The organism is Geobacillus subterraneus, assembly GCF_001618685.1.
Taxonomy (GTDB): Bacteria; Bacillota; Bacilli; order Bacillales; family Anoxybacillaceae; genus Geobacillus; species Geobacillus subterraneus.
Window position 1 is genome coordinate 2,487,712 of the sequence record NZ_CP014342.1, and the last position, 26,589, is coordinate 2,514,300.

Consider the following 26,589-nt stretch of genomic DNA (forward strand, 5'->3'; position numbering starts at 1 on the left):
GTTTATCTCTCCTTTCTTTCCCTTGAACTAAAAGAGCAATGCCTCTTCATCAGCGCTATGGATGCGGTTAATGTGAAGCAATGCGTGAAAGCGGGTCAACACCTCGCGGTCAATCTGTTCTGACAACCGCTGCCTAATTTCAGCAATTAACGTTCTCATCATGTCATGGTCACGTTTGAGCTGCGCGATCGTTTCGGACAACTCCTTTCTCTCCTCTGCTTTTTCGCGGTAAAAGCCTTCTTCTTCTGCTTCCGCATGAGCAATGATCCGTGTTTCCCAGTGCTCTACAAGGGCATCCGCCACTTCAGCGGCATGCTCACAACGCCCATCGGTATACAATGTTTCCAACAGTTCAGTCAGGCGCTTCGCTTCGGCAAAGGCGCCATGATGAATAGAACGATGCGCTTCCAATTTTCTTAGTGACGGTCCGCTCATTTCATCATCTCACTTCCCTATTTGTACCGATTTCCTCTATTCACCTACAATTTCCAAACAACGAACAAATTATGCAGAAACGAAAAAAGATATTCCTTATATTTCTATGTGACGATATTCACATACATTGCGCATATTAGTTGTTTAAAATATAAGAAAATTAAAAAGAAGGTGACGAAATGGTTCATCCTCTTACACGCCTTGGAGTCGATGTACTTCTCGAATCGTTGGCTGTTCAAGGGATCACCCATATGTTTGGCTGCTGCCATGAAAGCATGCTGCCTGTCCGTTATGCGCTACACTCTTATCCTTGCCTGTCATATATCGAAATGAAACATGAACAGGCGGTTGTTCATGCCGCAGACGGCTACGCCCGCGCTTCAGGGAGACTCGGCGTGGCGATCATCGGGTCGGGAATCACAAACAGCATTACTGGAATCGCCACCGCCTTAAGCGATTCTGTACCGCTCCTTGTCATTATTGGACGGCCCTCACCGAACGATCATTTATACGCTCCCGATCTCGACATATTCCCGATTAAAATCGCCGTTTTGAACAACGGCTACTTAGGAATGGTGCGTCAATGGCAGGAACTGTTTTACCAAGGGCGTTATTCAGCAGTAAAGATTACATCCCCGGATTTTGTCAAGCTTGCCAAAGCGTACGGAGCCATAGGATCTGCAGCCGATTCGGAAGAAGAGGCGGAAAGGATCATCAAAAACGCGTTAACAAACGATGGGCCAGTCTTGCTTGATTTCAATATTGCTGAGGAAGAAAACGTCTATCCGATCGTTCCCCCCGGACAAAGCAACGATCAAGCCATTTTGACCCGTTGACTTACCTTTAATGCAAAAAGCGCCGGCCAACAAACAACTGCGGACGCTTTTTTCTTTTTTGATGGAAAGTGACATGCATCACTTCGTTTTCTCTCAATCTCTCTATAATTAAGAAATATAAGGCTTTGGGCGGCATCCATCTTGTTTGTGGAACAGGATCGATCAATGTCCGCTCGTTTCCGCGCCGTCGTCTTCGCCGGTTTCGGTCACCTTCAGCATGGCGACGGCTCCTTTTTGTGCATGATTAAACTGATGAGTAACGATCGGATACGTTCCCGGTCGAGTGACAGTAAATTCGACAACGGCACCGCCGCTCGCCGGAAGCATCACCGTCTGCATCCCTTGCAAATGGTTGTTCGGGTTGCCATCAAGGTACACATCATCGAATACTGTACCAACAACATGGAATGAGCTTACTTCGTTCGGACCGACATTGTTGATATACAAGCGGATTTTCTCACCGACTTTCGCCAATAATGGCTTTTCTTTAAGGGTAAATGTGTCCCCGTTCGTATTTGGATCACCAGGTTTGAGCGCTTTGGACGAGAAGACGACATAGCTTGGCACACCGTTTTGGAAATCGTTCATATCGTTGTATTTATACCATTCATTTTGGATGAGCACATATTCACGATCTACTTCCTTGTCGGTCGGATAACCGTTTTTTGGCTTGACAATGATCACGCCGTGCATGCCGTTGGCGATATGCTGCAAGACTGGCTTCGTACCGCAATGGTACATAAACACACCTGGTTTATTTGCCGGATAGGTGAACGTTCCCGATTTGTTCGGCATCACATCAATAAAATCTTTTGACGGTGAAGCGTGAACGGCGTGAAAATCCATGCTGTGCGGGACGACCGGGTCCATATTTTTCAACGTAAAATGGATCGTATCCCCTTCATTGACAACGACGAGCGGTCCGGGAGCTTGACCGTTAAATGTCCATGCTTTGTAAATTTTCCCTTTGTCAATTTCAATGTCGGTGATTTGCGCTGTCATTTCGATGTGGACATCATGAGGGCCGACCCGCTCCATTTTTAACGGCACCGGTGCTTGATTCACCCCTTTGTGCGCCGCTAAAACATTCGGCTCCGACTGTTGCGTGGCTGCCGTTTTGTTCTTGCTTTCTGCCTTCACCTGTTCCCCCCCGCTGTTGCACGCCGCTAAAAGTGAGGCGGCTAACACGGTCGACAACACTGCATATACATTTCGGTTCATCGTTCTTCCCCCCTCTAGCGAAATTCGTTTACACCTTGAGCGTACGCCATTTTCGCTTTCCCCCTAGTGATTTTTATCACCAATGAACACGCATATTTGAAGGGTTTGTGAAACAGTGAGCAATACGTTTTATCACTACTGTGAAAACGATAATGGGCGTTCTCACGTTGGCTAACGGAAAACCCTCCTTCGCCTCTTGATCATCTCCGCCTCCGTCACTTGTCTTTCTTTCGTTAAATCCGTCGTCTTCCCAAATGAAAAAGAGGCCAAAAGCACATGCTTTTGACCTCTTTAAGGTGTTACGATGCGTACCGATTTGCCGGTTCGCCTGCTTTTTTGCCAAAGACGATTCGATTCAATAAGAAGCAGATCAACGTAAATAAGCTAAGAAGCATAAACCCGAGCACGTAAGAACCAGTCACATCTTTGATGATGCCCATTAAAATCGGCGGGAAAAAGCCGCCCAGTCCGCCCCATGCGCCGACAAGGCCGGTGACGGCGCCCGTTTCCGCTGGGAACAGCTGCGGCACGAGCTTGAAGACCGCACCGTTTCCTAATCCGGACATCACCGCCAATAACAGGCAGGATACCGTCATTATCCAAATGTTTTCCATTCCAAACGCGATCGTCAACGCGCCGATCGTCATTCCAGCGTAGACGAACGTCAATACCCGCTCGGCGCCGATTTTATCGCCGAGGTTGCCCCCGATCGGCCGCGCGAGTGTGGCGAGTACGGTAAACCCAGCCGCGCGCATCCCGGCATCGACCGGTGTCAACCCATACAAGTCAACGAGGAGCGACGGCAAGTAAATGCCAAAGGCGACAAATGCTCCGAATGTGACGAAGTAAAACAGCGACAATGTCCACGTATGTTTGTATTTCAACACTGACAGCGATTCGCGCATCGTTTTTTGTTGCTTTGGCTTCGGCATATCGGGTGTGAAAAACCAAACGAGAATAAGCATGATGACGATCGGAATGATCATTCCCCAAAACGCCCACGAAACCCCGAAAGCGGCAGCGATCGATGGAACCGAAAAGCTGGCGACCGCTGTGCCGAAGTTGCCCATCGCGTTAATCCCAAGCGCTGTTCCTTGCTTTTCCGGCGGAGTCAAGCGCGACACGAACGTTACCGAGATCGCGAACGATGTCCCAGCCATACCGATGAAAAACGCCCAAAACATTAACATCGCATACGAATCCGCAAACCCTGCGCCGATGAGCGGAACGATTAAAAACAGCAGCAGCAGCGAAAACAGCCTTCGTCCGCCGATCCGGTCCGTCCAAATGCCAAGCGGCAGGCGCATGACTGAACCGAGCAGCACCGGAATGGCGACTAAAATGCTTTTTTGCGTCGATGTCAGGCCGTACATTTCTTGAAACGTGCTCGCCAGCGGCGAAAAGACGGCCCAAACCGCGAATGAAAACGTCATGGCCAATGTTGTGATCGGCAGCAATGCTTTTTGTTTATTCATAAAAAGCCCTCCTTTTTCCCCTCGACTCTACTCGTAAATGCAAAGCATCGTTTGTAGTTTCATCATACGTGACCGAAGGAGGAATGTTTGTGAGGTTTATCACATTTTTTGTTGGTGTCATTGTTTTGTCAAAATTGGCTCCCTAACTTTATTTTTGGGTTATCCATACACTGTATGTATGAGAAAAACTAACAAAGAGGACGCTCTAGGAGACCGTTTATCCTTAAAGGATCGATACAAAAAATATTCTTGAATGAATGATTTTATTTATGGCATAAAAAAGTGCCCCCATCCTTCGGGGACACTTGCCTAGTAGGGGGATTTTTTGCATTGCTTCAAGGACATTCCATCGTGACGTAAATATCAAGGTGGCTATGGAATCGCCATCACCTTGGATTGCTCACCCGCTCGCCCGTATCTCCTGCCTCATAAACAGCAGATAGGCGGCCGCAAAACAAATAAGGGTGGCGGCGACAAGGGCGGTTGCCTGCGGCCAAATGAGCAGCAAGCTTTGCGAAAATGGAAGCGGCCCCGCAATGGCGCCAGCCGTTTGTTCCACTGTAACGATGCCCAACGTCCGGACATCCGGTGAAAGCAGCGCTGCCGTTGATTCGCTGAACAGGTAGCCCGGAGACAGACGCATCAACCCGAGCACCAATTCTTGCCGGCCGACGGCCTGCTCAACGGATGTGATCGAACTAGATTGCAAAAACGATTTGGCAAACATTTCAACAATCATCGAGTAAAACAAATGGAAAAACAGCCACACGGCGAGCGACGATCACGCGGATGTCGCCGCTTGGCGGAAGACGACGGAAAACAAAATGCCAACATTCAGCCAAAAGGCGATATACACAAGGCATAGCAACAAAAAGCAGACCATGCGGGCAAACTCTTCGAAAGTAGGCGGAATCCCCAAGATCAAAATGCCTAATGCCGTCACAAGCAAGCCGAGGGAAAGAAACAACACCGCATTCAACAACAACGCGGCGACAAACTTGCCGTTGATCACATAGTCGCGCGGAATCGGCTGCGCCATGAGCCGGCTCAGCGTCCCGCGATTCCGCTCCGAATTGATGGCGTCAAATCCGAGCGCGATGCCAAGCAGCGGTCCGAGAAAACTAACGAAGGTGATAAACGAAGGCAATGTTCCGTCAGAGACGGTGAACAGTTTTAAAAACAAATACGAACCTTTGGCGATTTCTTTCGCCTCTTCCGAGGAATCGAGCGCCTCGCGAATCGTTGTCATGGCGGTGTAAAGCGAGCCGAAACACGTCAATAAAATGATGGCCACCAAAATAATAATGCGCCAGCTTGTCAAGTAATCAGCCAGTTCCTTCTTCACCATCGCCCCAAAGGCGCTCACCGTCCCGCCCGTTTCCTTTGTTTCCCTAGCTGCTTTGCCTTCCACCCGTTCCGTCCATCGTCTTGCCCCTTGCCAAATGTCTTTTGCCCATTGTTGGGCCTTACTTGCCTTCACGTGCCTCCCTCCCCTCAAAGTAGCGGTGGTAAATTTCATCAAGCCCGAAATCACGGCGGCTGAGATGGAACAGAGAGGCATTCGACTCGACGATCGTTCGGCTGATATGAGCGCTCACGTCAGTCTGACAATAGACGTCCACCCCATTTCCCGTTCGCTCCACCTTGTTGACGCCCGGAATCGCCTCGATTTTGGCCCGTAAGGAGGCGTCAAGCGGTGAAGCGGCCACATGGATGACATAGGCATCCTGCAAAAACAGCTGTTGCGCGAGACATTCCATATTCCCTTCGGCCAGCAATTTCCCATCAACGAACAAGCCAACCCGGTCGCAAATTTGTTGCACATGATGCAATTGGTGCGAGGACAGCAATACCGTAATGCCTTCATGGCGGCTCAAATCGTGGATCAGCCGCAGCAACTCACGCACCCCCTCTGGATCGATGCCTAGCGTCGGCTCATCCAAAATGATCACTTCCGGGCGCTTGATCAACACATCGGCCAAACCGAGCCGCTGCCTCATCCCCCGCGAGTATTTTCCCGCTTTTTTATGGGCTGCATCAGTCAAATTCACCTTCTCGAGCAGCTCCCATGCCCGCTTTTCCGCCTCAGTGCGAGGGATGCCGTTTAACGCCGCCGTATACAGCAAGTTCTCCAAGCCTGTCATGTGATGGTAAAACCCGACATCATCCGGCAAGTATCCGACTTTCCGTTTGACGTCAATCGGATTTCGCACCGGGTCGATGCCGCATACGCTCACCGAACCGGACGTCGGCTCGGTGAGCCCAAGCATCATCAAAATCGTCGTCGTCTTTCCCGCCCCATTCGGGCCGAGAAGCCCGAAAATCTCCCCTTTGCGAATGGAGAGGGACAAACGGTCAACCGCCCGGTAGTCCCCGTACCTTTTCGAAAGGTTGTTCAGCTCGATGACAGTAGGTGCCTCCATGCTTACCTCCTCCCGTATTTTTTCACTAAATAGTAGAGCCCTCCTGCCACTGCGACAATGATCAGCACCGCTACGACGCCCCAAAGCGTCGATGTTTTGACGGAAACCCGAAACACAGCCTCCGCCGACGCTTCCGCGGTTTGCGCTCGGAAGTTAACGACATAATCCCCGGCGATGGCCTCATCCGATGCTTTGATCTTCGCCTTGATTGTCTTCGAATCGCCCGGATTCAGTTGAGCGATCGTGCTTTGGTCAAATTCAACTTCCCAATCAGGCGGAGTGTCGGCCGTCATATTGACATCTAGAAGCGGGGCGCTTCCGGTGTTTTTGACGACAAGATCGACTACCTTTTCATTTCCAGCCGTCACATCCGTGCTCAAGTTTCCTGATGGCGTCGTCAGTTTCAGCTCATACGTGCCGGTGATGACCGCCTCTAATGTCAGCTCGGCCGATGTATCGCTCGTTTGCGCCTTGATCGAAATTTTGTACATGCCCGCTTTCACCTGTTCCGGCGGTTTCACCTCTACGGTGATGTCTTTGGACTCATTCGGCTCGAGCTTGACCGATGTAATCGAATCGCCGCCTGACTTGAAGGAAACTTGCCAGCCTTTTTTCGCCGCCGAACTTAGCGCGTAATTTTGCGTTTTGGCCGTTCGGTTTTTCAGCGTGACATCATACGTGAAGCTCGAATCGGCATGCCCTTCAAGGTTCGTTTGATCTGACGTCAGTTCGGTCTTAAACGAACCTTGTTCCGTCACGCGGACAAGCAACGGCAATTTAGAGACACCGCTCCCCCCTTTCGCGACAAGTGAAAAACGGTAGTCCCCTTTGTCAACATCAAGAGGCACCGTCACCTCCACATTGATCTCTTCCTCTTTTCCATCTCTCACAGACAGCTGCTCAATGTTTCTCCCTCCGGCGACGACCGATGTCGACCATCCTTTCGGCAAGTGATCAAAGGAAAACGTGAGGTTTTCAATCGTTGAACTGTTGTTAATGACATTCACCGTATAACTGATCGTCTCCCCCGGCGTCACGGAAAGCCCGGTGTACGGCGTAAAGAGAACAACACCGCTCGCCGCCGATGTCGGGAGGATCGGAAGAAAAAGGGAAAAGAGCGTCAACACCATGACAAAAACCATCGCTGCTCGTTTTTGCACCATGTTTCACTCCTCTCCTTGTTTTTCATTCCGTATACGCCGGAGAAAGCCAAATGGATTTGTTTTGCGCCAAAAAGATGAAAGGAGAGCTATTGACGATCCGCCATGGGGCATCGCGCATTTTGATCACCGGCGAGGACGTCAAACGGTTCAAACAAGTTAAAGCGAGCCTCGAACCAAAAGGGGGAAGCGTGACACCGACCGGGCCGGAAACGTTTATTGTCGATCTCAAACACGAATAGACGCCAAAGCCCCCCCTTTTGCCACAGGCCAGCGGCCCGTGTCGCTCGCTCATTCATCCATCCGCCGCCGCAAAAAAAAAAAAAAAAAAGCCCCCGCTGCGTCCGGGGGCGGCAAGCCAAGCCGGGGACAGCCGCCCCCGTTGGCCTAGCGGCGGTTTGCTTCTTTGTTTCGCAGCGCCTTCGGAATATAGATGCAGTACGGTTCGCTTTCCAAATAGTCGCCCGTTACGGCGTAAGCGCGTGAACGCGAGCCGCCGCACACGTGGCGAAATTCGCAGACGCCGCATTTTCCTTTGTATTTGTCCGGATTGCGCAAGTCTTGGAAAATCGGCGAATGCCGGTAAATGTCCGCCAGCGGCGTTTCCCGGACGTTCCCGGCTTTGACCGGCAACAATCCGCTCGGGTAGACGTCGCCAATATGGGAAATAAAGACGAAGCCGTTGCCGTCATTCACCCCTCTCGGCGCGCGGCCAAGCCCGTCGACTTGCCCAGTTAATCCTTTATTCAAGACATCTTCGTAGTGAATGCCGTTGTTCGCCGTTTTTCCTTCGCGCATTTTCGCCTGCAGCACAACGCGGCGGTAATGCTGGCCGGCCGTCGTTTTAATGTCAAACGGAACACGTTTGCTCGTTTCATACAGCCAGCGGAACACCCGCTCATGCTCGACGGGGGAAATCATATCCGATTCTTTTCCTCTTCCGGTCGGGACGAGGAAAAAGACGCTCCAAAGAACGCATTTCAGCTTCTCAACCAATTCCACCATTTCATCAAGCACATGAACGTTGTACCGCGAAATGACGGTGTTGATTTGCACGGGAATGTCGAGCTCATGCAAGTATTGAATCGCACGGATCGTCAAAGCAAACGAGCCGCTCGTGCCGCGGAAATGGTCGTGAATCTCGGCGTTCGGTCCGTCAAGGCTGAACGCCCAGCGCGCCAAGCCGACTTCTTTCGCCTTGCGGATCGCCTCTTTCGTCACGTTGGGCGTCGCGCTTGGCGTCATTGACACGCGCAACCCTTTATCGATCGCATATTTCGCCAAATCGTACACATCCGGCCGCATGAGCGGATCACCGCCGGTAAAAACGAGCATCGGCTGATCCATATCGTAAATCTCGTCAATGAGCTTTTTCCCTTCCTCAAACGTCAACTCGCGCGGGTCGCGGTGATATTGCGCCTCGGCACGGCAATGAAGGCATTTTAATTGACACGCCCTGGTTAATTCCCAAATCACAATAAACGGATTTTCATTGAAATCGCGCATACCATTCCCTCCTTGGCCTCCATTGTACCGCAATGGCTGGACGCGTTATGTGATATCCATCACATTCACAGCGGCGCCACAACCGACGGCGATCGTGCCACGAGCGGAGATGACAGCCGTCTGAACAAGCGGTATAATATAATGTAGATGAGACGATGCCAGATACCACGCCAAAGGCATTTTGTTCAAATCGCTCAGTGCATTGTACCAAAACCAAGCCCTCGATGTGTACGGACTTCACGGACTCCCGCGAATCAAAGCGCTGCTGCCGAACGAATTTCCGTCTGTACGGGCAGATGACAAACGCGCCGACACCGTGTTTCTTCTCGAAGACGATTCCATTTTGCTTCTTGAGTACGAAAGCAACGAACGATTCATTGACAACCATTTGAAGTATCTTCAATAATGAACCTCTCCCACCTACACTTCGCTTAGAGGTGGGAGTTTCTTACTACTCGATCGAAGAAGCTTCAACGCAGAAGAAGGTGGTCTTCTTCGGCTCGATAGGAGGATCGGAAGTCTTCCCGACCGATTCGGTAAACAACATCGGTAGGTCACCGATGGGGCGGTCCCACCCGTCTACTACTTCTTGCTTACGCAATCCGTAGATACGTGAGCGTCGTTGGCACATCCCAAGGAACGATCTCTTGGTAGAGCGCCTTGCTCAAAATGTTGCGGGCGCCATGAATGTCCCGATGTTCTTGATACCCGCAAGAACAAGCAAAGATTCGCCGGGAACCTTTTTGTCTTTTTTGGCAGACAGGACATGTCTGACTTGTATACGACTCATCAATTTCTTTCAAACGAATACCTTGTTGGGCTAATTTATCGGCGAGATATTGCTTGACTTTCCCAAAAGACCAGTTGGAGAGTTTTTGTGCTTGTTTCCGGTGGACTTTCTTTTTCTTTCTCGTGTATCGCTCGACTCCTTCGACATTTCCGATGTACACATCCGACACGGATTGCGCAAGGCACCAATCGACGAATGGCTTGGTCGTTTTATGAAGCGCATCCCGCAGTTGACGTTCCGATTTGGATAAGAGGTATCGTTTGGCTCGTTCGTATTTCTTCCAGCGGCGGGAGCCTTTTTGGCATTTCGCTTGCCGCCGTTGAATTTCGGCGAGTTTCTTGTTTCGGAACCGATGGAGCGAGCGCACCTTTCTCCCTGTAATCAAGAGCGCTTGACCGCTTTCGCAAAAGGCGCCGATCGTATGAATTTCACCGAGATCCTAGAGGGGCGGTGATTTAGTACAAAATAGTGCTATTCCATCTGTTTCTCAGTTAGAAAAACCTGGCGAAATCAGCCTTCTTTTTTGGCGAGATGCCGCTGATTTGCTCGTGGCAGCCGTTTTTCACCGGCCTTCTAGAACAGGAAAAAGAGAAGGCGGTCAAAGAAGCCGAAAAACAAAAAGCCATCGAAATCGCGAAAAACTTTCTTGACGTCCTGCCGATTCACGAAGTCGCGAAACGAACGGGGCTAACTGTCGCCGAAGTGGCAGAATTGGCGAAAGCAATGGACCAAAATCAACCTCCAGTCCAATAACGCAAAAGATCCGAGGTCGTTCGGTTCTTTTTTTTCGCACTGTTGCCGTTTCATCATTGACCTTTCATTGACAACGGAACGTTATTGGACAGGTGAAATCATTTTTACCTTGCACATCATGAGCGTCTTTCTGTATCAAGCACATTTGGTTGTGAAGAGCCGGGTGGTCAAGGACCGCTCTTCCGATCAGCAAAAGATGGATCCTCTCATCTTACCGATACTCTTCCTCCGTATTGACATTGCGCCATACGGTTTCATCCGCGGCAAGCGGTTGGGCGTCAACATAGCGGACGCGGGCGCCGTCAAGAAGCGAAACCATCCGTCGTTCGCCGGCATCGAGCAGCTTGGCGATCATCGGGCGAAGCCTCCGGTGGTACAGGGCGACCAATGGCTCCGGGCGGCCGTCATGGAGCGGGACGACGGCGTCAAAGGACGGATCGGCATAGGCGGCGAGCCGTTCCGTTACGTCCTTGTTCATATACGGCATGTCGCACGGCAGGATGAACACCCAATCGGATCGGCTCTGTTCCATGGCAGTGTAAATGCCGGCAAGCGGCCCAGAACCGCGGTAACGCTCCGCATCGAGCAGCACCGGGATGTCCGTTCGCCGACGAAACTCGCCGACAAGCGCCGGATGGCTGATGAGATACAACTCATCGGCGATCGGAGCCAGCGCGGCGACAGACCAGGCGAAAAACGGCGCGCCTTGATGCAACGCGAACGCCTTTGGCCGCCCGAACCGGCGCGACTGGCCGCCGGCCAGCACCACTCCGGCAATCGTTTGTTTCATCACGATCCCCCTTCCGGACCTCGTCTGTTCCTACCGTACCATACGAACCGGCGAAAAAAAAGATTTCCGCCTGCCGACGGAAATCCTAGATGAGTTATTTTTTGCCGATGGCCACCCGCCAGACGTCCGGCCCTTCCTCTAAGTACTCCCACGTAAACTGATCCGGACGCTCCATCATAAATTGGTATTGCAACGGACGCGGGTCATGGTCGTTGACAAGCTCCATCACTTCCCCCGGCTTTAGGCTGTCAAACAGCCGGAAAATCGCGGGATGGCGATCGCGCGGCGGATAATCCGGAGCATGGATTTTTGCAGCAAATTGGCTCATAACGTTGGCCTCCTTTGTAGTATAATGAATTATATACTTATCATAGCCGCTTTCACCTAGGACGGTAGTGACGAGCATCACAGTCGGCTGGTGAACATTTTCAATTCCCGTGAAAGGAGAAATGGCGGTTGGAAGAGCTTGTTGGCTTTTGTGCGCAATGCGGCAAGCCAATCCATTGTTTGCATGGGTTTTTAAACGGCGTCATCAGCGAAGGAAAGGAGACGTTGTACTGTTTTCCCTGCCATGAAAAGCAAAAGGAGAAAGAACACGCCAAGCCCGATCAATGTCGCAAGTAGTTGAAAACGTTCACAAATGAAAGGCACAGCGGCATTCCGCTGTGCCTATTTGTTATTCTTCTTCCGCCAAATTCGCCACCGGCAGCTCTTCCCCTTCGCCGTGCGTTGGCTTGCGCAAATGGAACAGCACTTTGATGGCAAAGACAAGCAACGCGACGACGCCGATCAAAAAGATCGTATCCGGAACAAAGCGGACAAGCAGCAAGGTCTGGACGATATCTTGTTGTAAGAACGAAGGCGAACGCGATGCCCAATAACCATTGACAAACGCTTCCTTAATTTGCAAAATCCCGACCGGAAGCAGCGTGATGGCGATCATGCCGGCCAATCCAATGTTTAACATCCAGCATGAGAACTTCAACCATTTGTCATTCCACGCCTCTGGTTTGACAATGTTGCGCAGCGAGTAAAGGAGCACGGCGATCGCAAACATGCCATACACGCCCATCATCGCTCCGTGGCCGTGAGCCGGCGTTAAGAATTGACCGTGTTCAAAGTAGTTGACCGCCGGCAAGTTGATCAGAAAGCCGAGCACCCCTGCACCGACCAAGTTCCAGATCGCTGTGGAAATCAAGAACCAGAATGTAGCTTTATACGGGAAGTTGACTCCGCCGTCGCGCATCATTTTATATTGTTCGTACGCTTCTAAAATAAGGAGCGTAAGCGGAATGACTTCAAGCGCCGAGAACACCGCGCCAAGAGCGATCCATACTTCCGGCGAACCGTTGTAATAATAGTGGTGGCCGATGCCGATGACACCGCTGCCCAATAAAAGCGTGAATTGGAAGTATAGCGCTCTGACCGTCGACTTTTTCGTCACCAATCTCATTTGTACGAGCAAGAACCCGATGACGACAACGGCGAACACTTCGAAAATGCCTTCTACCCACAAGTGGATGATCCACCAGCGCCAGAAGTCAGCCATCGTAAAGTTCGTGTCCGGCTGGATAAAGAACGCGAAGATGTAAAAGAACGGAACGGCAATGGCTGAGTAAAACAGCAAGTGGATGAGCCCGCCTTTGTCGCTTTCCCGCTTCAGCCCGCGCTTGACGCCGCGGAAGACGATGAACAGCCAAAGGAGCATGCCGACCACCAAAATGATTTGCCAAATACGGCCGAGCTCAATGTATTCCCAACCTTGATGGCCAAACAGGAACCATTCGTTTCCTAAATAGCCGTTGACGCCAAGCCATTGGCCGATCATGCTGCCGGCGACAAGGACAACAAGCGCCCAGAAGAGCAAATCAACAAGCAACCCTTGCTTTTTCGGTTCTTGCCCGCCGACAAGCGGAGCGATAAAAATCCCCATGCCGAGCCATGCGGTCGCAATCCAGAAAATCGCCAGCTGCAAATGATACCCTTTGGCAATGTTAAACGGTAATATGTCGTAGATCCATTTGATGCCAAAAAAGCTGTCTGGTTCCGTATAGTAGTGGGCAAGCAATGCCCCGAACATCGTTTGGACGAAAAAGAGCGCCGATACGACGACGAAATATTTGCCCGCTTTCACCTGCGACGGAGTCAGCGGCTGCCGCCGCAAATCGATGACCGGAAACTTCCCTGCGGCATACGCTTCTTGCATGCTTAATTGGTAACGATAGAACACATACAAAATGATCCCGACAAACAAAATCAAAACCGTGACGCTGACGCCGCTCCACCATACCGCAGAAAACGACATCGTATTGCCGGCGTCCTCATAGTACGGCCAGTTGTTCGTATACGTAATCTCGTCGCCAATTCTTAGCGTGCTCGACAACCAGGCGGTCCAGAAGAAAAAGTCGGCAATTTGCTGGATTTGATCCCCATTCGCAACCCAAGCGCGATCCGCTTTTGGCATGTCGCTTTCGTTGATCAATCCTTTTTTCAATCCCCAGCCGTCACCATTGGTGAAAACGTCGCGGTAATAGTCACGCACTTTTTCCAACCCGTAGACTTGCGCATCTGTTAGGACAAGCACATCGGTTACCGGGTTGTAACGGTTTTTCCGCATCTCTTTCATCACTTGTTCACGGATGATCGACTTCTCATCGTCCGTTAAATCGGCAAACGGTTTGTTATACCGCTCTTTCGCTTTGTAATCTTGCATGCCTTCCGTGTACACTTTCAGCGCTTCCGCCGTATAGTCCGGCCCCATATACGATCCATGGCCAAGCACCGTGCCATAATCCATCAATCCGTATTTTTGGAAGACAGCTTGCCCGCCGACGATCGTTTCTTTCGTCATCAACACTTGGCCGCTTTCACTGCGCACTTCTTTCGGCCTTGGCGCCATTTCTTTGAAAATCCAATACCCGCCGACGAGCAGGACGGTAAAGCTAATTAAAATAGTGAAAATGAGAATCGATTTAAGAAAACTGTTGGTCGTTTGCCGCCCAGGCCGGATGTTGGGACGGACCGTTCGGTTCACTTCCATGTGAGGCAACCTCCTTCTCGTTTGTTCGACCCCATTGTAGCGCGCTGATCGTTTGGCGGTTTGTGAGCCGAGACAAATGTCAACTATGATTTATATCACAGCTTCAACGTGTGAGAATTTATACAATGAAGGCAGAAAGGGCCAAACGGCGCGGATTTTCGAAAACCGTCGCCGTCTGTTCCAACAAACAGCTGTCACATATTTGTCACATTTCCTCAGCTGTCACATGTTTGTCACCTTGTTAAAGGAGAGAACGCCATGGCGAACCATTGGATGAAAGACCGCTTAAAAGCTGTTCCGTTGTTTCGTGAACTGTCCGATTACGAGCTTGATTCGCTGGTTGCCATTTCCCACGTGCGCGTTTACAAGCCGCGGACGTTTGTCTTTATGCAAGGCGACCCGCTCGAGCGAGTCTATTTCATTCATTCCGGCACGGTAAAAATTTATAAAACGGACTTCAGCGGGAAAGAACAAATCGTTTCGATTTTGCAGACGGGAGAAATGTTTCCGCATGCCGGCTTTTTCTTAAAAGGCACCTATCCGGCCCACGCCGAAGTGGTCGAGGAAGCGACATTGATCGCCATTCCGATCCATGATTTCGAACAAGTGCTGATGGCCAGCCCTGAGCTGTGCATGAAACTGTTTCGCGTCATGGGCGAAAAAATCGTTGACTTGCAAAATCGGCTCGAAGCGCAAGTGCTCCATAATACGTACGAACAAATCGTGCTGCTTTTGCTGCGGCTGACGCGGACGAATGCCGTCAAACAAGGGAAATGGCACCGTCTCACCGCCCATGTGACAAACCGTGAGCTGGCCAATATGATCGGCACCGCCCGCGAAACGGTCAGCCGGACGTTGAGCCAGCTGAAACGGAAAGGGCTGATTGACGTCGACGAACACGGCTTTTATTTGATTGACCGCGAAGGGCTCGAACAAGAAATCTTTTTCTAACTCCTTTTTCCCCATCGTCCGGCACCGGTCGGGATGCGCAATGGAGCTGATGGGGTTTCCTTTCAAACATTTCGGCAAGCCCATCTTTCTGGAACATGCTATTCCGCCCTTTCAAACGAAAACGAAACCTTTTTTCCAAAGTGGAATATGTCATGTTTCGGCCGAAAGATGTGAGCTATATCACAACATTCCACAGTGAAAATGATTATCATGATAGTCAAAAAGGAGGGAAAGCGCATGGGTGTGACGATTGAACTCGATGTACGCGAAGATTTGCGGCAAAAGCGGGAACCGTTTGAAAAAATTATGAACGCCATCAAGCCGCTGCAGCCGGGCGATACGTTCATTTTACACGCCCCGTTCAAGCCGCTGCCGTTGTTTCCGATTATGAAAGCGAAAGGATTTACGTACGAGGCCGAACAAATCGAGAAAAAACATTGGAGAGTAACGTTTGTCAAACAGGGGGGATGACCGATGATCCTCGATAACCGCGGACTCGAGCCGCCGCAGCCGATGATGCGGACGCTCGCTGCCCTCGCTAAGCTGAACCCTGGGGAGACGCTGACGATCATTAACGATCGCCGACCGATGTTTTTGTACGAACAGCTTGACGAGCTTGGCTACCGGCACGAGACGGTCGCACGTGAAGACGGCAGTTTTGAAATCCGCATTACGAAAGGATGAGCAACGTGTTTCCTACTCGCACGGGGACGGAAACAGACGTCCGTCTTCCGTTCTCGTTTATCATGTTCGCCGTGTTGGCGTTCGCCGCGTCGCAGCTTATGTTGCTTGGAGCGATTCCCTCACTTAGCAGCGGCGCGTTCCGGCTGCCGTTCGTGTGGGCGGCGGCCCACCTGGCGTTGCTTGGCTTTGCATTGATGACGGCCATGGGGGCGATGTACCAGCTCGTTCCGGTCGCCTTTTTGACACCGATTTGGAGCGAGCGGCTCGGTTTTTGGCAGTTTGCCGTGACCGCCGTCGGCATTGTCGCATTTGCCGTAAGTCTAGCGGCGGCGCCAAACCGGGCGTTTCTCCCCGGCTTGCTTCTGCTTTTTGGCATCATCCTATTCGTCTGGCAAATGGCGATGACGTTAAGAAAACAAGAAACGAAAACCGTCATGACGCTGTTTGTCGCCACATCGCTGTTGTTTTTATTGCTGACGGCAGCTGCCGGGGGGCTCTTGGCGTTTCACTTTTTCGCCGCCAAAGGCGCTAACAACCATGAAGTGGTGTTCGGCTTGCATGTGCTGTTTGGGCTGTGCGGCTGGTTCACACTGCTCATCATAGGCTTTTCGTACAAAATGGTGCCGATGTTCTCGCTCGCCCACGGCTTTTCGCTGCGGCCGGCGCGTTACGTCTATGCGCTGTACATCAGCGGGATTGCTGTGGCGTTCGCCAGCTTATTCTTGCGAAGCCACGCATGGCTTGCAGCCGGTGCAGCCTTGCTCATGGGCGGATTCGCCGTTTTCGCCTGGCATATCCGCGCCATTTTGCAAAAGCGGATGAAAAAAACGCTTGACCGCCCGTTCCAATTTTCCTTGGCGGCGGTGGCCATCGGCCTTGCGCTGCACGTTGCCGCCTTTGCCGCCATCGTTGTCGGCAGTGGACGGTGGCTTGGCATCATTGTTTATCTATTCATTGTTGGCTGGATTCTGTTTAGCATCATCGGCTATTTGTTTAAAATCGTGCCGTTTTTATGGTGGACGCACCGCTACAGCGAAAAAGTCGGCCAACAACACGTGCCGACGTTAAAGCAAATGATGAACGAGCGGGCCGTCGCCGTTCAATGCCGCCTATGGCTCGCCGCCCTGACGCTGGCGGCGGTCTCCCTTGCGACCGCGAGCGTGCCGCTGTTGGCCGTCGCTCAAACACTGCTGGCTGGATTAAGCATCGCCTTTGCCGGCACGATGTTAGCAGTTTTCCGAAAATAAGCGAATGAGGAGGAAAAAAACGATGGATGTCCGCGAACTTGCCCTGCAACAGCTGAAAACAGTCATAGATCCGGAGCTTGGCATTAACGTTGTCGATTTAGGATTGATTTATGACTTAAAAATCGAGGATGGGCATATCAATGTCCTGATGACGCTCACGACCCCGGGCTGCCCGCTTCACGACTCGATCGCCGGCGGCGTCAAACGGGTGCTTGAACAAATCGACGGCGTCCGCGACGTGCGCGTCCAAGTGACATGGAATCCGCCATGGACGCCGGAGCGGATGAGCGAAGACGCGCTCCGGCAGCTTGGGCATTTTTCCTGAAACGGGCCGCTGTTCATCCCCTTTTCGCCGTCCGCCCGCGTTGGGCGGACGGTTGTTTCATTGTCCTGCAACTGCTGAACACTCCCCACCCTTTATTTTTGTATCATATAGAAAAAACAAGAACCATCGCTTGGCTATTTAAAGGAAAAACGAATCGAGGCCGCGAATCATATACCAAGAGGTGAGAGCGATGTTTGCTAAAATCGACGAGCTGAAACAACGGTTGGATGCGTTGCGCCCTTTGCCTCCAGGGTTGGTGAAAAACTTGCGGGAATCATTTCGGATCGAATGGACGTACCATTCGAACGCCATCGAAGGCAATACGTTAACCTTGCTGGAAACAAAGCTAGTCATAGAAGAAGGGATTACCATTGGCGGGAAACGGCTTAAGGAACATTTGGAAGCTATTAACCATGCGGAGGCGATTGACTTTATTGAAGAGTTAGTCGCAAACAAAGAACATTTGACTGAGCACGTGTTGAAACAGGTCCATTATTTAGTCTTAAAGAGCATTGACAATGAAAATGCCGGGAAATATCGAACATACAATGTGCGCATTTCCGGCAGCTCGTACACCCCCCCTCACTTTTTGCATATACAAGATGAAATGAATCAATTGTTTTCTTGGTATGAAACGAATCAATATGCTCTTCATCCAATCGAACTGGCGGCTCGTTTCCATTTTCAGCTCGTATCCATTCATCCATTTGCTGACGGAAATGGACGAACTGCCCGCTTAATGATGAATTTCATTTTAATGCAGCATGGCTATCCGCCCGCTATTGTGAAAGCAAACCCAGAACAGCGCCGGAAGTATTACGAAACGCTGGAAAAAGCGAGCGTCGAGGGTGAGGTTACTCCGTTCATTCAACTGATCGCCGCATGTGTCGAAGAAAGCTTGCGCCACTATTTGTACGCGTTAGGGATGGAAGACGAATGAAACAGTACAAGAAAAAGACACGGAAGTGGACATGATTCCGTGTCTTTCTTGCTCCAATTCTAAGGTTGGCATTTGATCGGCTATTCAAGCAACACGTTCCACAACCACGCCATCAAAGGAACGATGACAAAAAAAGCGAAGGCGATGTATCCGACATATCGAATCCACCGGGGAAATCCTCGCCAATCGAGGGCTTCCCGCTTCATCGCCCCTCCCGCAGCGATCCGATCCAACTCTTCGGTCGGCGAAAACACCCGGTCGTCCACCCGTTGAACCTCTTCTATCCGTTGCGTTTCATGCCTCTCTTCTTCTCGAGATCCCTTCATGACGCCCCCTCTTCCCTATGATTTTCCTAAACAGAACAAAACATCTAACAACCGCCATCCCAAACATCCAACCGAATCCGCTTTGCTGTTTTCCTCTGCATTATACCGTCTCTCGTTGTCAGAAAGCACCACTATTTTCCACGAAGGAGGACAAATCCCCCAGAGGGGCGGAAAACGGTCCGTTCCCCGTTGCCCGGAGCCCCCGTTCATTCCTTCACCCGCAGCAGGCGCATGCTGTTGAATGTCACGAGCAGCGTCGCGCCCATATCGGCGAACACCGCGAGCCAAAGGGTGAGCCAGCCCGGGACGGCGGCCACGAGTGCCAGCACTTTAAGCCCTAAGGCGACGGCGATGTTTTGCCGGATGACGGCAAGCGTTCGGCGCCCAAGGTGGACGGTGTACGGCAGCTGGCGCAAATCGTCGGCCATGAGCACAACATCGGCTGTTTCCAAGGCGGCATCCGTCCCCGCCCCGCCCATCGCCACACCAATATCGGCCGCGGCCAAGGCAGGGGCGTCATTCACCCCGTCGCCGACCATGGCGGTCATGCCGCAACGTTCTTTCAGCTCGCGGATCGCCGCCAGCTTCTGTTCCGGAAGGAGCTCGGCGCGAATATCGGATACGCCCGCTTGACGGCCGATGGCCTGTGCGGTTTGCTCGTGGTCGCCCGTCACCATCACCACTTCCGCCACCCCAAGGCGCCGCAGCGCGGCAACCGTTTCCGGGGCGGACAGCCGCAGTTGATCGGCCGCGGCGACAAGCCCCAACAGCCGATCGGCCGTGCCGACGGCCATCACGGTTTTTCCTTCGTCCCGAAAGGCAGAGATTTGCTTTTCCGCTTCATCGGGCAACTTCCCGATCCAACTGGTAAACAAAGCGGGGCTGCCGATATAGTACGTGTTCCCCGCAATCACCGCCTTCACTCCTTGGCCGGTGAGCGATTGAAACTCCTCGACGGCCACATCAAGAAACGGTGCTCCCTCTTCTTCCGCCCGGCGGACGATAGCCGAAGCCAAAGGGTGCTGCGACCGTTTTTCGATGGCGGCGGCGATGGCCAACAGCTGCTCACGTGTTCCTTCATACACGACGACATCGGTCACGGCTGGTTTCCCTTTCGTCAACGTCCCGGTTTTGTCAAAAGCAACGGCACGCAGCCGGCCGATTTGTTCGAGATGCACGCCGCCTTTGATGAGCACGCCGCGCCGAGCCGCGTTTCCGATGGCCGTCACAATCGCCACCGGGGTGGAGATGACGAGCGCGCACGGGCAGCCGATGACAAGAACGGCAAGACCGCGGTAAATCCAATCAAGCCACTCCCCGCCCATCACGAGCGGCGGAACGATGGCGATCAGAAGCGCGGTCACGATAATAAACGGCGTATAATAGCGAGCAAACCGGTCGACGAACGCTTGCGACGGCGCCCGCTCCGCTTGCGCCTCTTCTACAAGATCAATCATTTTCGCCAATGTCGTTTCATCCGCCCGCTTTGTCACTTCAACTTCGAGGAATCCTTCTCCATTCAGCGTCCCGGCAAACACTGCATCCCCCACTGCTTTTTCCACCGGCAGACTTTCGCCGGTGATCGCCGCTTCATTCACTGTGGAGGCGCCGCTTATGACAATGCCGTCCAAAGCGATTTTTCCACCCGGCTTGACGATCATGACATCCCCGACGCGAACGTCTTCGACCGGAACGGTCACCTCCTCCGCACCGCGCCGAATCGTCGCTGCAGCGGGCGCCATCTCCATCAACGAGGCGATCGACCGCCGTGCTCGATCCATCGAGTAGCTCTCGAGCGCTTCGCTGATGGCAAATAAAATGACAACGACTGCTCCCTCTTGCCATTCGCCGATCGCCGCCGCACCGAGAATAGCGATCGTCATTAATGTTTTCATATCAAACTGCCAGCGGGCCAGATTCCGGAGCCCCGTCCAGAACAGGGAGTAGCCGCCGATCACGATCGCCGCCAAATACATCGCAATCGCCAGCATCCCCTTGTCTGCCGCATCCGCCGCAACGCCAAACAGAAGCAGTGCCACAGAGGCGAAGACATTTCGATTTTCTTTTCGCTTCCAAAACGGCTCTCGCTGAACCGTGCGCTCGCGTTCTTCACGAATTTTCAGGCGTTCAAACGCTCCCGCTTGTTCAAGCTCATCAATCGTCGCCTCGCCCCAAACGGTGAGCTTGGCGGCGCCGAAATTCACTTTCGCCTCTTTCACGCCGGGCAAGGATTTCACGTTTTGCTCAAACTTAGCTGCGCAGTTTGTGCACGTCAGTCCTTGCACGCGGTATGTTTTGGCCTCGAGCCGATCTAATGTTTGTTCATTCCCCACGGCCGTCCCCCTCTTTCCGATGGGCGAGCGCGACAAGCAGCAGCTCGCGAATATGGTCGTCATCCAGCGAGTAAAAGGCCAGTTTCCCCTCTTTTCGATATTTCACAATTCCTTGCTTATACAAAATGCGCAAATGATGTGATGCCGTCGCCACTGTCGCCCCAATCACGTTTGCGAGGTCACAGACGCACAGCTCCTCTTCACCGCAAAGCGCATACACGATCTTCGCCCGGTTTTCATCGGCAAGCGCCTTAAAAAAAGGGACAATCTCGGCAATTGGTTCATCGCGAAGCCGCCGCTGAACCCGCTCGACCTTCTCGTCGTCATAACAGTAAACGTCGCACACATCATGACGGTGCATTCCTTCTCGCTCCTTGTCAATATTCAAATATTCGTTTGAATATAGAATAGCATATCTCCCCCTTATATTCAAATATTCATTTGAATAAAAAATGTGTTCAAACGAAAAATCCGCCTTTTTTGTTTTTAAAAGGCGGATTCCCTCTTGTGAAGCACGCTTTAGCTGACCACAAACATGTTCGTTTCCTCATTGCCGATTTTGCTTACACATGCTCGCGAAACCAGCGCACCGTCTCCAAAAACGCTTCACGCGTCACTTTATGGCCGGCGTGCGGGTCGGCGATGAATTGCAGCCGGTCTTCGTTTCCTTCATAAAGTGGTTTAATTTGCTTGTAAAACTCATATGTATAAGCATACGGGACGACTTGGTCGGCTTTCCCGTGCCAGATGAACAGCGGCCGGCCGTCGAGTTTTTCCGGCTGCTTGGATAAATCGTAGCGGGCGAGCTTTTCTTTTTCGAGCGCAAGCAGCGTCGGCGGCAGCGGAATGTCGATTTGGCGCCGCTTTCCTTCTTCAATCATCTCATCAAAAAAGGCGCTGTAGTTCGGGCAGCCCATGAGCGCCACCGCCGCCCTCACCCACGGATAGACGGCGAGCGCGCCGAACGTGACGATTCCGCCCATCGATGTCCCAGCGAGCCCAATCCGTTCTCGGTCAGCCAGCCCGCGGCTTACAAGGTCGTTTTTCATCTCCTCGATTTCGGTGATCGTGCGCACAACAATGTCCCAAAACGACAGCTGCAATTTCCGTTCGCTCAAGCCTTCGTCCCGTTCACCGTGAAACAGCGCGTCGGGAAGCACAGCGCGGTAGCCCGCCTCGGCGAGCAAGTAGCCGAAATGCAAATTATGTTCTTTGGCGCTCGTAAAGCCGTGGATAAAGAAAATCAGCGGCAGCCGTTCGTCCCGCTTTTCCGGCTTGACAACGTGAAGAACCGGCACGCCGGCCAACTGTTCCTGTTCAATGATCACCATGGTTGCACAAACCCCTTTTCTTTTTCCATCGCTGTATAGTTTACCATATGGACAGCGATTTTGGAAAAGAGTTACACTATGTAGTGTAAAGAATAACGAGGGCAAAGGAGTCGGACATGAAGCCGTATTTAATCGCGTTGGATTTGGATGGAACGTTGCTCAAAGGGGATAAAACGATTTCTCCATTTACCAAAGACGTCATCCGCCGCGCCATCGACACCGGCCATTTTGTTGTCATCGCCACCGGCCGCCCGTACCGGGCAAGCTCCATGTACTACGAAGAACTTGGCCTTGCAACGCCGATCGTCAATTTCAACGGCGCGTTTGTCCACCATCCGCGCCAGCCGTCGTGGGGCATGCACCATTACCCGCTGCCGCTTGCGATCGTCAAAGACATTGTTGAAATCAGCGAATCCTATGGAATCAAGAATATGATGGCCGAAGTGTTAGACGATGTCTATTTCCACCAACATGACGAGGTGTTGCTTGACATCGTCCGCCTTGGCAACCCGACCGTGGAAATCGGTGATTTGCGCCGCTCGCTCGGCAAAGATCCGACGAGCGTGCTCGTGTACACGGACGATGATCATATCGAGCGGATTCAATCACACTTAGCGAATGTGTACGCCAACGTCATCCACCAACGGCGCTGGAGCGAACCGTGGCATGTCATTGAAATCATCCGCCATGGCGTCCATAAGGCTGCAGGCTTAAAACAAGTCGCCGACTATTTCGGCATCCCAAGGGAGCGCGTCATTGCTTTTGGCGATGAAGACAACGACCTCGAGATGATCGACTGGGCCGGTCTCGGTGTTGCGATGGGCAACGCCATCGAACCGTTGAAAACCATTGCCGACGATGTGGCAAAAACCAATGAAGAAGACGGCGTCGGTGCATATTTGCAGGATTTGCTTCGTTTGTAGTTTCCATCGCGGCGGCTTCCGAGCCGCCTTTTTTGACGCCGTCCATTAAGGTGGATGAAAAAGCGCGTTTCTCCAAAATGTTCATGAACATAAAAAAGAACTGTTTCGATGCTGCTCCGTTGGCGAACGCTTTGCTGGAGCGTTTTCCGCGTTCCATCACCAGCCTTATCTGCTTCCTACAATCTAAACGCTGGCTGATGCTTCTCTTTTCGCCTTGCTCCAACCGCCTTGCCGCTTTGTAGAGCGACTTGTGTTGTAACGAATTTCCTTACTACTGTTCCCCCCGTGTGGTTACACTATACGTGACGCAACGCGCGTCTTCATATTTTAAAGGGGGAATCCGTCATGGGCAAACGAAACAAATCGAAGCGTTTCGTCCAACAAAGCGTCGATGCGGTTGAACGGCATGACAAGCGAATCCCTTATCATTTAACGTACGCCGAGGCGGAAGCGCGCAAAGCGGAAAAAGCGATGGAAACGTCGCTTGGAGGAGCGTAGCGATGGGCAACCGCCTGTTCCAAGAGGCGCGCAAAGCGGTCGCGCAGGCCAAACAAGCGGCTAACGGCGAAATCGACATGAACGTCGACCGCGCCATTGCCATCGCCAAAAACGCCTTGTCATCTGCCTATGCGCATTCCAACACGGCGGAAAAAGCGCAGTTGCGTCAATTTCAAGCTGAGCTTGACGAGCTCACCCACTAAACGGCTGCGGGCTTCCCGCAGCTGTTTCTTTCGCCCGCTCGAGATTTTCCATTGTATTCCGTCCGAAAAACCGCTACACTAAGAGAAGATAATGAATCGCTGTTCACCGGCCAAAATCGTCCGTTCATTCGATGCGGCTATACTATATTCATTTTTGTTCACAAAAAGGGGGACGAACCATGCCCATTCAAATCATCACCGACAGCGGAGCCGATTTGCCGCAATCGTACATCCGCGAGCATCAAATCGCCTTTTTGCCGCTTGTCGTTCATTGGAACGGCCAAGATTACGAAGACGGCATCACGATCGAGCCGAAGCAAGTATATGACGCCATGCGCCAAGGGCATACGGTGAAAACGGCACAGCCAAGCCCACTGGCGATGAAGGAGCTGTTTTTGCCGTATGCCAAAGAAAACCGGCCATGCCTTTACATTGCCTTTTCATCGAAATTATCCGGTACATACCAAACGGCGATGGCCGTCCGCAGCGAGCTGCTTGATGAATATCCGGAATTTCGCCTGACGATCATCGACTCGAAATGTGCCTCTCTTGGCCAAGGGCTCGCCGTCATGAAGGCAGTCGAGCTGGCGAAACAAAACACACCGTACAACTTGCTTTGTGAAACGATCGAGGCGTATTGCCGCCATATGGAACACATTTTCACCGTTGACAACTTGGATTACTTGGCGCGCGGCGGCCGCATCAGTAAAGCCGCCGCGGCGTTCGGCGGGCTGCTGAACATTAAACCGCTTCTCCATGTCGAAGACGGGGCGCTTATTCCGCTCGAAAAATGGCGCGGGCGAAAAAAAGTGTTAAAGCGCATGGTCGAGTTGATGGGCGAGCGCGGCGACGATCTGCAAAAGCAAACGATCGGCATCAGCCATGCCGATGACGAAGAAACCGCCTTGGAGCTGAAACAAATGATCGAAGAAACGCACGGCTGCACGCGCTTTTTCCTCTCCGACATCGGCAGCGCCATCGGCGCACACGCCGGACCGGGGACGATTGCCCTCTTTTTTCTGAACAAATATATTGAGATCTGACGCCTTTCCCGCCGGACGAAACACGGGCGCCTGCACAACACAGGCGCCTGTCCTCATCACCGAAGTTGATCAAGAAGGTTGTAGTAGTAGTACGTTTTGGACCGCATCCGGCCATCCGAGAAAATGAGTTGCTGTTCCTCAAACCGATTCAAATAGCGCCGAACCGTTGCTTCCGGCAAACCGGTCAACTCCGCCATCATGTTCGCGGTAAAAATCGGGTGCTGGAACATGACATTGACAACGGTTCGAATATTATGGCTGTTCACAAGCGCACTTGCCTTTTCCAAATCTTCTTCATACAAATCGTTTACTTTTTGAATCAATCGAACATTTTGTTTCGCTTGTAAATGGACGCATTGCAAGAAAAACTGAATCCATTGCGTCCAGTCGCCTTTGTAGCGGGTATCATTCAAATAGCGGTAATACTTGTGCTTATCCCGTTCAAGCACATCGCTGACAAAAAAGTTCGGGTAATCGATGACACCCTTACTATACAAATAGAGTGGAATCAAAATTCTTCCAATCCGACCGTTTCCGTCAAGAAACGGATGAATCGTTTCGAACTGCGCATGAATTATGGCTACTCTCACTAATTCATCATAATCATCGTTCGGTTCATGAATGTATTTCTCTAAATTTGACATATACTCATTGACAAGATGCGGCTCCGGAGGAATGTAAGCGGCTGTTTCAATCGTGCATCCTTCCGGACCGAGGAAATTTTGCACCCTTCGGAATTCCCCTGGCGACCGATGGGATCCGCGTACATCGTTTGACAACAAAATTCGATGCAACTGCTTAAACAACCGAGTCGAAATGGGGATCTCTTTCAGCGCATCCATCCCTGCCACTAATGCTTCATAATAGTTTAATGCTTCTCGCACATCGCTGTTCGCTTTTCTGCTTTGTGCTTCAGTCTCCATCACTTCATCCAATGTCACTTGTGTCCCTTCAATTTTCGTCGACTGCACCGCCTCCTTCAGCATGATCGGCCTGAGCAGAAATCGCGGATGTAGCTTTGAATGCCGCAGCATCGTTTGATACTCCACCATCGCCTTATTCGCTTCGATCAATTCGCGAAGAAAACGCATTTGATTCACGACATCTTCGCTAAGAGGAAGCTTGAAGGGGACAAACGGTTTTCGTTTCATTTTTCATTCCCCTTTACGAACATTTTAGATAAAAAATGATCGTTAAACACCTATATCTACCCTATTACAAACATTTATCTCTATTTTTGTACTTAATTATACTCTGAAGCGAACCATTTGTTAAGAAAAATTCTCAATTTATCTTTCCACAAACTACCTTCCCCTATTTCCATATAGTTCATTTCCATTTACCGCATACTAATGA

27 protein-coding genes and 3 pseudogenes are annotated in these 26,589 nt (G+C 51.7%); 14 read left to right on the forward strand and 16 right to left on the reverse strand.

Features of this window, described 5'->3' with window-relative positions:
• Positions 1–27: 27 nt before the first annotated feature.
• Entirely contained in the window at positions 28–435 is a 408-nt protein-coding gene (locus GS3922_RS12145) for a hemerythrin domain-containing protein (protein WP_063166574.1), read from the reverse strand.
• 179 nt (positions 436–614) lie between these two features.
• Here GS3922_RS12145 and GS3922_RS12150 point away from each other — a divergent pair, with 179 nt between their 5' ends.
• Entirely contained in the window at positions 615–1,271 is a 657-nt protein-coding gene (locus tag GS3922_RS12150) for a thiamine pyrophosphate-binding protein (RefSeq protein ID WP_082816572.1), read from the forward strand.
• Positions 1,272–1,433: 162 nt separating this feature from the next.
• On the opposite strand, the gene GS3922_RS12155 is transcribed toward GS3922_RS12150, so the two are convergent.
• The 5 genes and pseudogenes from GS3922_RS12155 to GS3922_RS12175 all read right to left on the reverse strand — a co-directional run bounded on the left by GS3922_RS12155 (position 1,434) and on the right by GS3922_RS12175 (position 7,553).
• A complete protein-coding gene (locus GS3922_RS12155) occupies positions 1,434–2,492 on the reverse strand; it encodes a multicopper oxidase domain-containing protein (protein WP_063166576.1) in 1,059 nt (352 codons plus the stop codon).
• Between the two features lie 299 nt (positions 2,493–2,791).
• Positions 2,792–3,967 carry an MFS transporter gene (locus tag GS3922_RS12160; protein WP_063166577.1) on the reverse strand — a complete coding sequence of 392 codons (1,176 nt, stop codon included), beginning with the start codon at positions 3,965–3,967 and terminating at the stop codon, positions 2,792–2,794.
• A 400-nt stretch (positions 3,968–4,367) separates the two neighbouring features.
• Positions 4,368–5,447 (reverse strand): annotated as a pseudogene (locus GS3922_RS12165) (ABC transporter permease).
• Positions 5,434–6,390, reverse strand: coding sequence for an ABC transporter ATP-binding protein (locus tag GS3922_RS12170; RefSeq protein ID WP_063166578.1), 957 nt, complete (start codon positions 6,388–6,390; stop codon positions 5,434–5,436). The pseudogene GS3922_RS12165 and the gene GS3922_RS12170 overlap by 14 nt, the downstream one beginning before the upstream one ends.
• Before the next feature lie 2 nt (positions 6,391–6,392).
• Positions 6,393–7,553, reverse strand: coding sequence for a COG1470 family protein (locus GS3922_RS12175; protein WP_225995663.1), 1,161 nt, complete (start codon positions 7,551–7,553; stop codon positions 6,393–6,395).
• A gap of 50 nt (positions 7,554–7,603) precedes the next feature.
• Between GS3922_RS12175 and GS3922_RS12180 the strand changes: the two genes are divergently transcribed.
• Entirely contained in the window at positions 7,604–7,792 is a 189-nt protein-coding gene (locus GS3922_RS12180; protein ID WP_063166579.1) for an anti-sigma factor, read from the forward strand.
• Between the two features lie 145 nt (positions 7,793–7,937).
• Here GS3922_RS12180 and GS3922_RS12185 read toward each other — a convergent pair whose 3' ends face one another.
• Positions 7,938–9,056, reverse strand: coding sequence for a TIGR04053 family radical SAM/SPASM domain-containing protein (locus GS3922_RS12185; RefSeq protein WP_063166580.1), 1,119 nt, complete (start codon positions 9,054–9,056; stop codon positions 7,938–7,940).
• Positions 9,057–9,234: 178 nt separating this feature from the next.
• Between GS3922_RS12185 and GS3922_RS12190 the strand changes: the two are divergent.
• Positions 9,235–9,456 (forward strand): annotated as a pseudogene (locus GS3922_RS12190) (transcriptional regulator); the annotation flags it as partial.
• A gap of 193 nt (positions 9,457–9,649) precedes the next feature.
• Here the strand turns inward: GS3922_RS12190 and GS3922_RS12195 are convergent.
• Positions 9,650–10,231: an RNA-guided endonuclease InsQ/TnpB family protein gene (locus GS3922_RS12195; RefSeq protein ID WP_225995664.1), complete on the reverse strand. Its 582-nt coding sequence runs from the start codon at positions 10,229–10,231 to the stop codon at positions 9,650–9,652.
• A gap of 194 nt (positions 10,232–10,425) precedes the next feature.
• Between GS3922_RS12195 and GS3922_RS12200 the strand changes: the two are divergent.
• Positions 10,426–10,599 (forward strand): annotated as a pseudogene (locus tag GS3922_RS12200) (transcriptional regulator); the annotation flags it as partial.
• 211 nt (positions 10,600–10,810) lie between these two features.
• Here the strand turns inward: GS3922_RS12200 and GS3922_RS12205 are convergent.
• The 3 genes from GS3922_RS12205 to GS3922_RS12215 all read right to left on the reverse strand — a co-directional run bounded on the left by GS3922_RS12205 (position 10,811) and on the right by GS3922_RS12215 (position 14,429).
• Positions 10,811–11,389 carry a molybdenum cofactor guanylyltransferase gene (locus tag GS3922_RS12205; RefSeq protein WP_063166583.1) on the reverse strand — a complete coding sequence of 193 codons (579 nt, stop codon included), beginning with the start codon at positions 11,387–11,389 and terminating at the stop codon, positions 10,811–10,813.
• A gap of 94 nt (positions 11,390–11,483) precedes the next feature.
• Entirely contained in the window at positions 11,484–11,717 is a 234-nt protein-coding gene (locus GS3922_RS12210) for a DUF2249 domain-containing protein (protein WP_063166584.1), read from the reverse strand.
• Between the two features lie 348 nt (positions 11,718–12,065).
• Entirely contained in the window at positions 12,066–14,429 is a 2,364-nt protein-coding gene (locus tag GS3922_RS12215) for a nitric-oxide reductase large subunit (RefSeq protein ID WP_063166585.1), read from the reverse strand.
• Positions 14,430–14,687: 258 nt separating this feature from the next.
• Here GS3922_RS12215 and GS3922_RS12220 point away from each other — a divergent pair, with 258 nt between their 5' ends.
• The 6 genes from GS3922_RS12220 to GS3922_RS12245 all read left to right on the forward strand — a co-directional run bounded on the left by GS3922_RS12220 (position 14,688) and on the right by GS3922_RS12245 (position 18,576).
• Positions 14,688–15,380, forward strand: a complete 693-nt coding sequence (locus GS3922_RS12220) for a Crp/Fnr family transcriptional regulator (protein ID WP_063166586.1) — start codon at positions 14,688–14,690, stop codon at positions 15,378–15,380.
• 237 nt (positions 15,381–15,617) lie between these two features.
• Positions 15,618–15,851 (forward strand): DUF2249 domain-containing protein, encoded by a 234-nt coding sequence (locus GS3922_RS12225; RefSeq protein ID WP_014195085.1) that lies wholly within the window; start codon positions 15,618–15,620, stop codon positions 15,849–15,851.
• A gap of 3 nt (positions 15,852–15,854) precedes the next feature.
• A complete protein-coding gene (locus tag GS3922_RS12230) occupies positions 15,855–16,064 on the forward strand; it encodes a DUF2249 domain-containing protein (RefSeq protein WP_013146125.1) in 210 nt (69 codons plus the stop codon).
• Complete coding sequence (locus GS3922_RS12235) at positions 16,061–17,311, forward strand: hypothetical protein (RefSeq protein ID WP_063166587.1); 1,251 nt, start codon at positions 16,061–16,063, stop codon at positions 17,309–17,311. Before GS3922_RS12230 ends, GS3922_RS12235 begins: the two co-directional genes overlap by 4 nt.
• A gap of 22 nt (positions 17,312–17,333) precedes the next feature.
• Positions 17,334–17,636: a metal-sulfur cluster assembly factor gene (locus GS3922_RS12240; protein ID WP_063166588.1), complete on the forward strand. Its 303-nt coding sequence runs from the start codon at positions 17,334–17,336 to the stop codon at positions 17,634–17,636.
• A 190-nt stretch (positions 17,637–17,826) separates the two neighbouring features.
• Positions 17,827–18,576, forward strand: a complete 750-nt coding sequence (locus GS3922_RS12245) for a Fic family protein (RefSeq protein WP_063166589.1) — start codon at positions 17,827–17,829, stop codon at positions 18,574–18,576.
• Between the two features lie 80 nt (positions 18,577–18,656).
• On the opposite strand, the gene GS3922_RS12250 is transcribed toward GS3922_RS12245, so the two are convergent.
• From GS3922_RS12250 to GS3922_RS12265, 4 genes are all read right to left on the reverse strand, one after another.
• Positions 18,657–18,842 (reverse strand): hypothetical protein, encoded by a 186-nt coding sequence (locus GS3922_RS12250; RefSeq protein ID WP_225995665.1) that lies wholly within the window; start codon positions 18,840–18,842, stop codon positions 18,657–18,659.
• 266 nt (positions 18,843–19,108) lie between these two features.
• Positions 19,109–21,235, reverse strand: coding sequence for a heavy metal translocating P-type ATPase (locus GS3922_RS12255; protein WP_063166590.1), 2,127 nt, complete (start codon positions 21,233–21,235; stop codon positions 19,109–19,111).
• Complete coding sequence (locus tag GS3922_RS12260) at positions 21,225–21,596, reverse strand: ArsR/SmtB family transcription factor (protein ID WP_033005425.1); 372 nt, start codon at positions 21,594–21,596, stop codon at positions 21,225–21,227. The genes GS3922_RS12255 and GS3922_RS12260 overlap by 11 nt, the downstream gene beginning before the upstream one ends.
• 202 nt (positions 21,597–21,798) lie before the next feature.
• The gene (locus tag GS3922_RS12265; protein ID WP_011230250.1) at positions 21,799–22,566 is read right to left on the reverse strand and encodes an alpha/beta fold hydrolase; all 768 of its coding nucleotides are present in this window, start codon (positions 22,564–22,566) and stop codon (positions 21,799–21,801) included.
• Between the two features lie 116 nt (positions 22,567–22,682).
• Between GS3922_RS12265 and GS3922_RS12270 the strand changes: the two genes are divergently transcribed.
• From GS3922_RS12270 to GS3922_RS12280, 4 genes are all read left to right on the forward strand, one after another.
• Positions 22,683–23,489, forward strand: coding sequence for a Cof-type HAD-IIB family hydrolase (locus GS3922_RS12270; RefSeq protein WP_011230249.1), 807 nt, complete (start codon positions 22,683–22,685; stop codon positions 23,487–23,489).
• Between the two features lie 345 nt (positions 23,490–23,834).
• Complete coding sequence (locus GS3922_RS17915) at positions 23,835–23,987, forward strand: hypothetical protein (protein ID WP_011230248.1); 153 nt, start codon at positions 23,835–23,837, stop codon at positions 23,985–23,987.
• 2 nt (positions 23,988–23,989) lie between these two features.
• Positions 23,990–24,190 (forward strand): DUF3813 domain-containing protein, encoded by a 201-nt coding sequence (locus GS3922_RS12275; RefSeq protein ID WP_014195081.1) that lies wholly within the window; start codon positions 23,990–23,992, stop codon positions 24,188–24,190.
• A 179-nt stretch (positions 24,191–24,369) separates the two neighbouring features.
• Positions 24,370–25,233, forward strand: coding sequence for a DegV family protein (locus tag GS3922_RS12280; protein WP_020279201.1), 864 nt, complete (start codon positions 24,370–24,372; stop codon positions 25,231–25,233).
• A 56-nt stretch (positions 25,234–25,289) separates the two neighbouring features.
• Here the strand turns inward: GS3922_RS12280 and GS3922_RS12285 are convergent, their stop codons facing one another.
• Entirely contained in the window at positions 25,290–26,384 is a 1,095-nt protein-coding gene (locus tag GS3922_RS12285) for a Fic family protein (RefSeq protein ID WP_011230246.1), read from the reverse strand.
• Between the last annotated feature and the right edge of the window lie 205 nt (positions 26,385–26,589).

What these genes read in the sequence shown, in the direction of transcription:
- GS3922_RS12145 (WP_063166574.1), bottom strand. Translation starts at nt 435, where the DNA reads ATGAGCGGACCGTCACTAAGAAAATTGGAAGCGCATCGTTCTATTCAT.
- GS3922_RS12150 (WP_082816572.1), top strand. Translation starts at nt 615, where the DNA reads ATGGTTCATCCTCTTACACGCCTTGGAGTCGATGTACTTCTCGAATCG.
- GS3922_RS12155 (WP_063166576.1), bottom strand. Translation starts at nt 2,492, where the DNA reads ATGAACCGAAATGTATATGCAGTGTTGTCGACCGTGTTAGCCGCCTCA.
- GS3922_RS12160 (WP_063166577.1), bottom strand. Translation starts at nt 3,967, where the DNA reads ATGAATAAACAAAAAGCATTGCTGCCGATCACAACATTGGCCATGACG.
- GS3922_RS12170 (WP_063166578.1), bottom strand. Translation starts at nt 6,390, where the DNA reads ATGGAGGCACCTACTGTCATCGAGCTGAACAACCTTTCGAAAAGGTAC.
- GS3922_RS12175 (WP_225995663.1), bottom strand. Translation starts at nt 7,553, where the DNA reads ATGGTGCAAAAACGAGCAGCGATGGTTTTTGTCATGGTGTTGACGCTC.
- GS3922_RS12180 (WP_063166579.1), top strand. Translation starts at nt 7,604, where the DNA reads ATGGATTTGTTTTGCGCCAAAAAGATGAAAGGAGAGCTATTGACGATC.
- GS3922_RS12185 (WP_063166580.1), bottom strand. Translation starts at nt 9,056, where the DNA reads ATGCGCGATTTCAATGAAAATCCGTTTATTGTGATTTGGGAATTAACC.
- GS3922_RS12205 (WP_063166583.1), bottom strand. Translation starts at nt 11,389, where the DNA reads ATGAAACAAACGATTGCCGGAGTGGTGCTGGCCGGCGGCCAGTCGCGC.
- GS3922_RS12210 (WP_063166584.1), bottom strand. Translation starts at nt 11,717, where the DNA reads ATGAGCCAATTTGCTGCAAAAATCCATGCTCCGGATTATCCGCCGCGC.
- GS3922_RS12215 (WP_063166585.1), bottom strand. Translation starts at nt 14,429, where the DNA reads ATGGAAGTGAACCGAACGGTCCGTCCCAACATCCGGCCTGGGCGGCAA.
- GS3922_RS12220 (WP_063166586.1), top strand. Translation starts at nt 14,688, where the DNA reads ATGGCGAACCATTGGATGAAAGACCGCTTAAAAGCTGTTCCGTTGTTT.
- GS3922_RS12225 (WP_014195085.1), top strand. Translation starts at nt 15,618, where the DNA reads ATGGGTGTGACGATTGAACTCGATGTACGCGAAGATTTGCGGCAAAAG.
- GS3922_RS12230 (WP_013146125.1), top strand. Translation starts at nt 15,855, where the DNA reads ATGATCCTCGATAACCGCGGACTCGAGCCGCCGCAGCCGATGATGCGG.
- GS3922_RS12235 (WP_063166587.1), top strand. Translation starts at nt 16,061, where the DNA reads ATGAGCAACGTGTTTCCTACTCGCACGGGGACGGAAACAGACGTCCGT.
- GS3922_RS12240 (WP_063166588.1), top strand. Translation starts at nt 17,334, where the DNA reads ATGGATGTCCGCGAACTTGCCCTGCAACAGCTGAAAACAGTCATAGAT.
- GS3922_RS12245 (WP_063166589.1), top strand. Translation starts at nt 17,827, where the DNA reads ATGTTTGCTAAAATCGACGAGCTGAAACAACGGTTGGATGCGTTGCGC.
- GS3922_RS12260 (WP_033005425.1), bottom strand. Translation starts at nt 21,596, where the DNA reads ATGCACCGTCATGATGTGTGCGACGTTTACTGTTATGACGACGAGAAG.
- GS3922_RS12265 (WP_011230250.1), bottom strand. Translation starts at nt 22,566, where the DNA reads ATGGTGATCATTGAACAGGAACAGTTGGCCGGCGTGCCGGTTCTTCAC.
- GS3922_RS12270 (WP_011230249.1), top strand. Translation starts at nt 22,683, where the DNA reads ATGAAGCCGTATTTAATCGCGTTGGATTTGGATGGAACGTTGCTCAAA.
- GS3922_RS17915 (WP_011230248.1), top strand. Translation starts at nt 23,835, where the DNA reads ATGGGCAAACGAAACAAATCGAAGCGTTTCGTCCAACAAAGCGTCGAT.
- GS3922_RS12275 (WP_014195081.1), top strand. Translation starts at nt 23,990, where the DNA reads ATGGGCAACCGCCTGTTCCAAGAGGCGCGCAAAGCGGTCGCGCAGGCC.
- GS3922_RS12280 (WP_020279201.1), top strand. Translation starts at nt 24,370, where the DNA reads ATGCCCATTCAAATCATCACCGACAGCGGAGCCGATTTGCCGCAATCG.
- GS3922_RS12285 (WP_011230246.1), bottom strand. Translation starts at nt 26,384, where the DNA reads ATGAAACGAAAACCGTTTGTCCCCTTCAAGCTTCCTCTTAGCGAAGAT.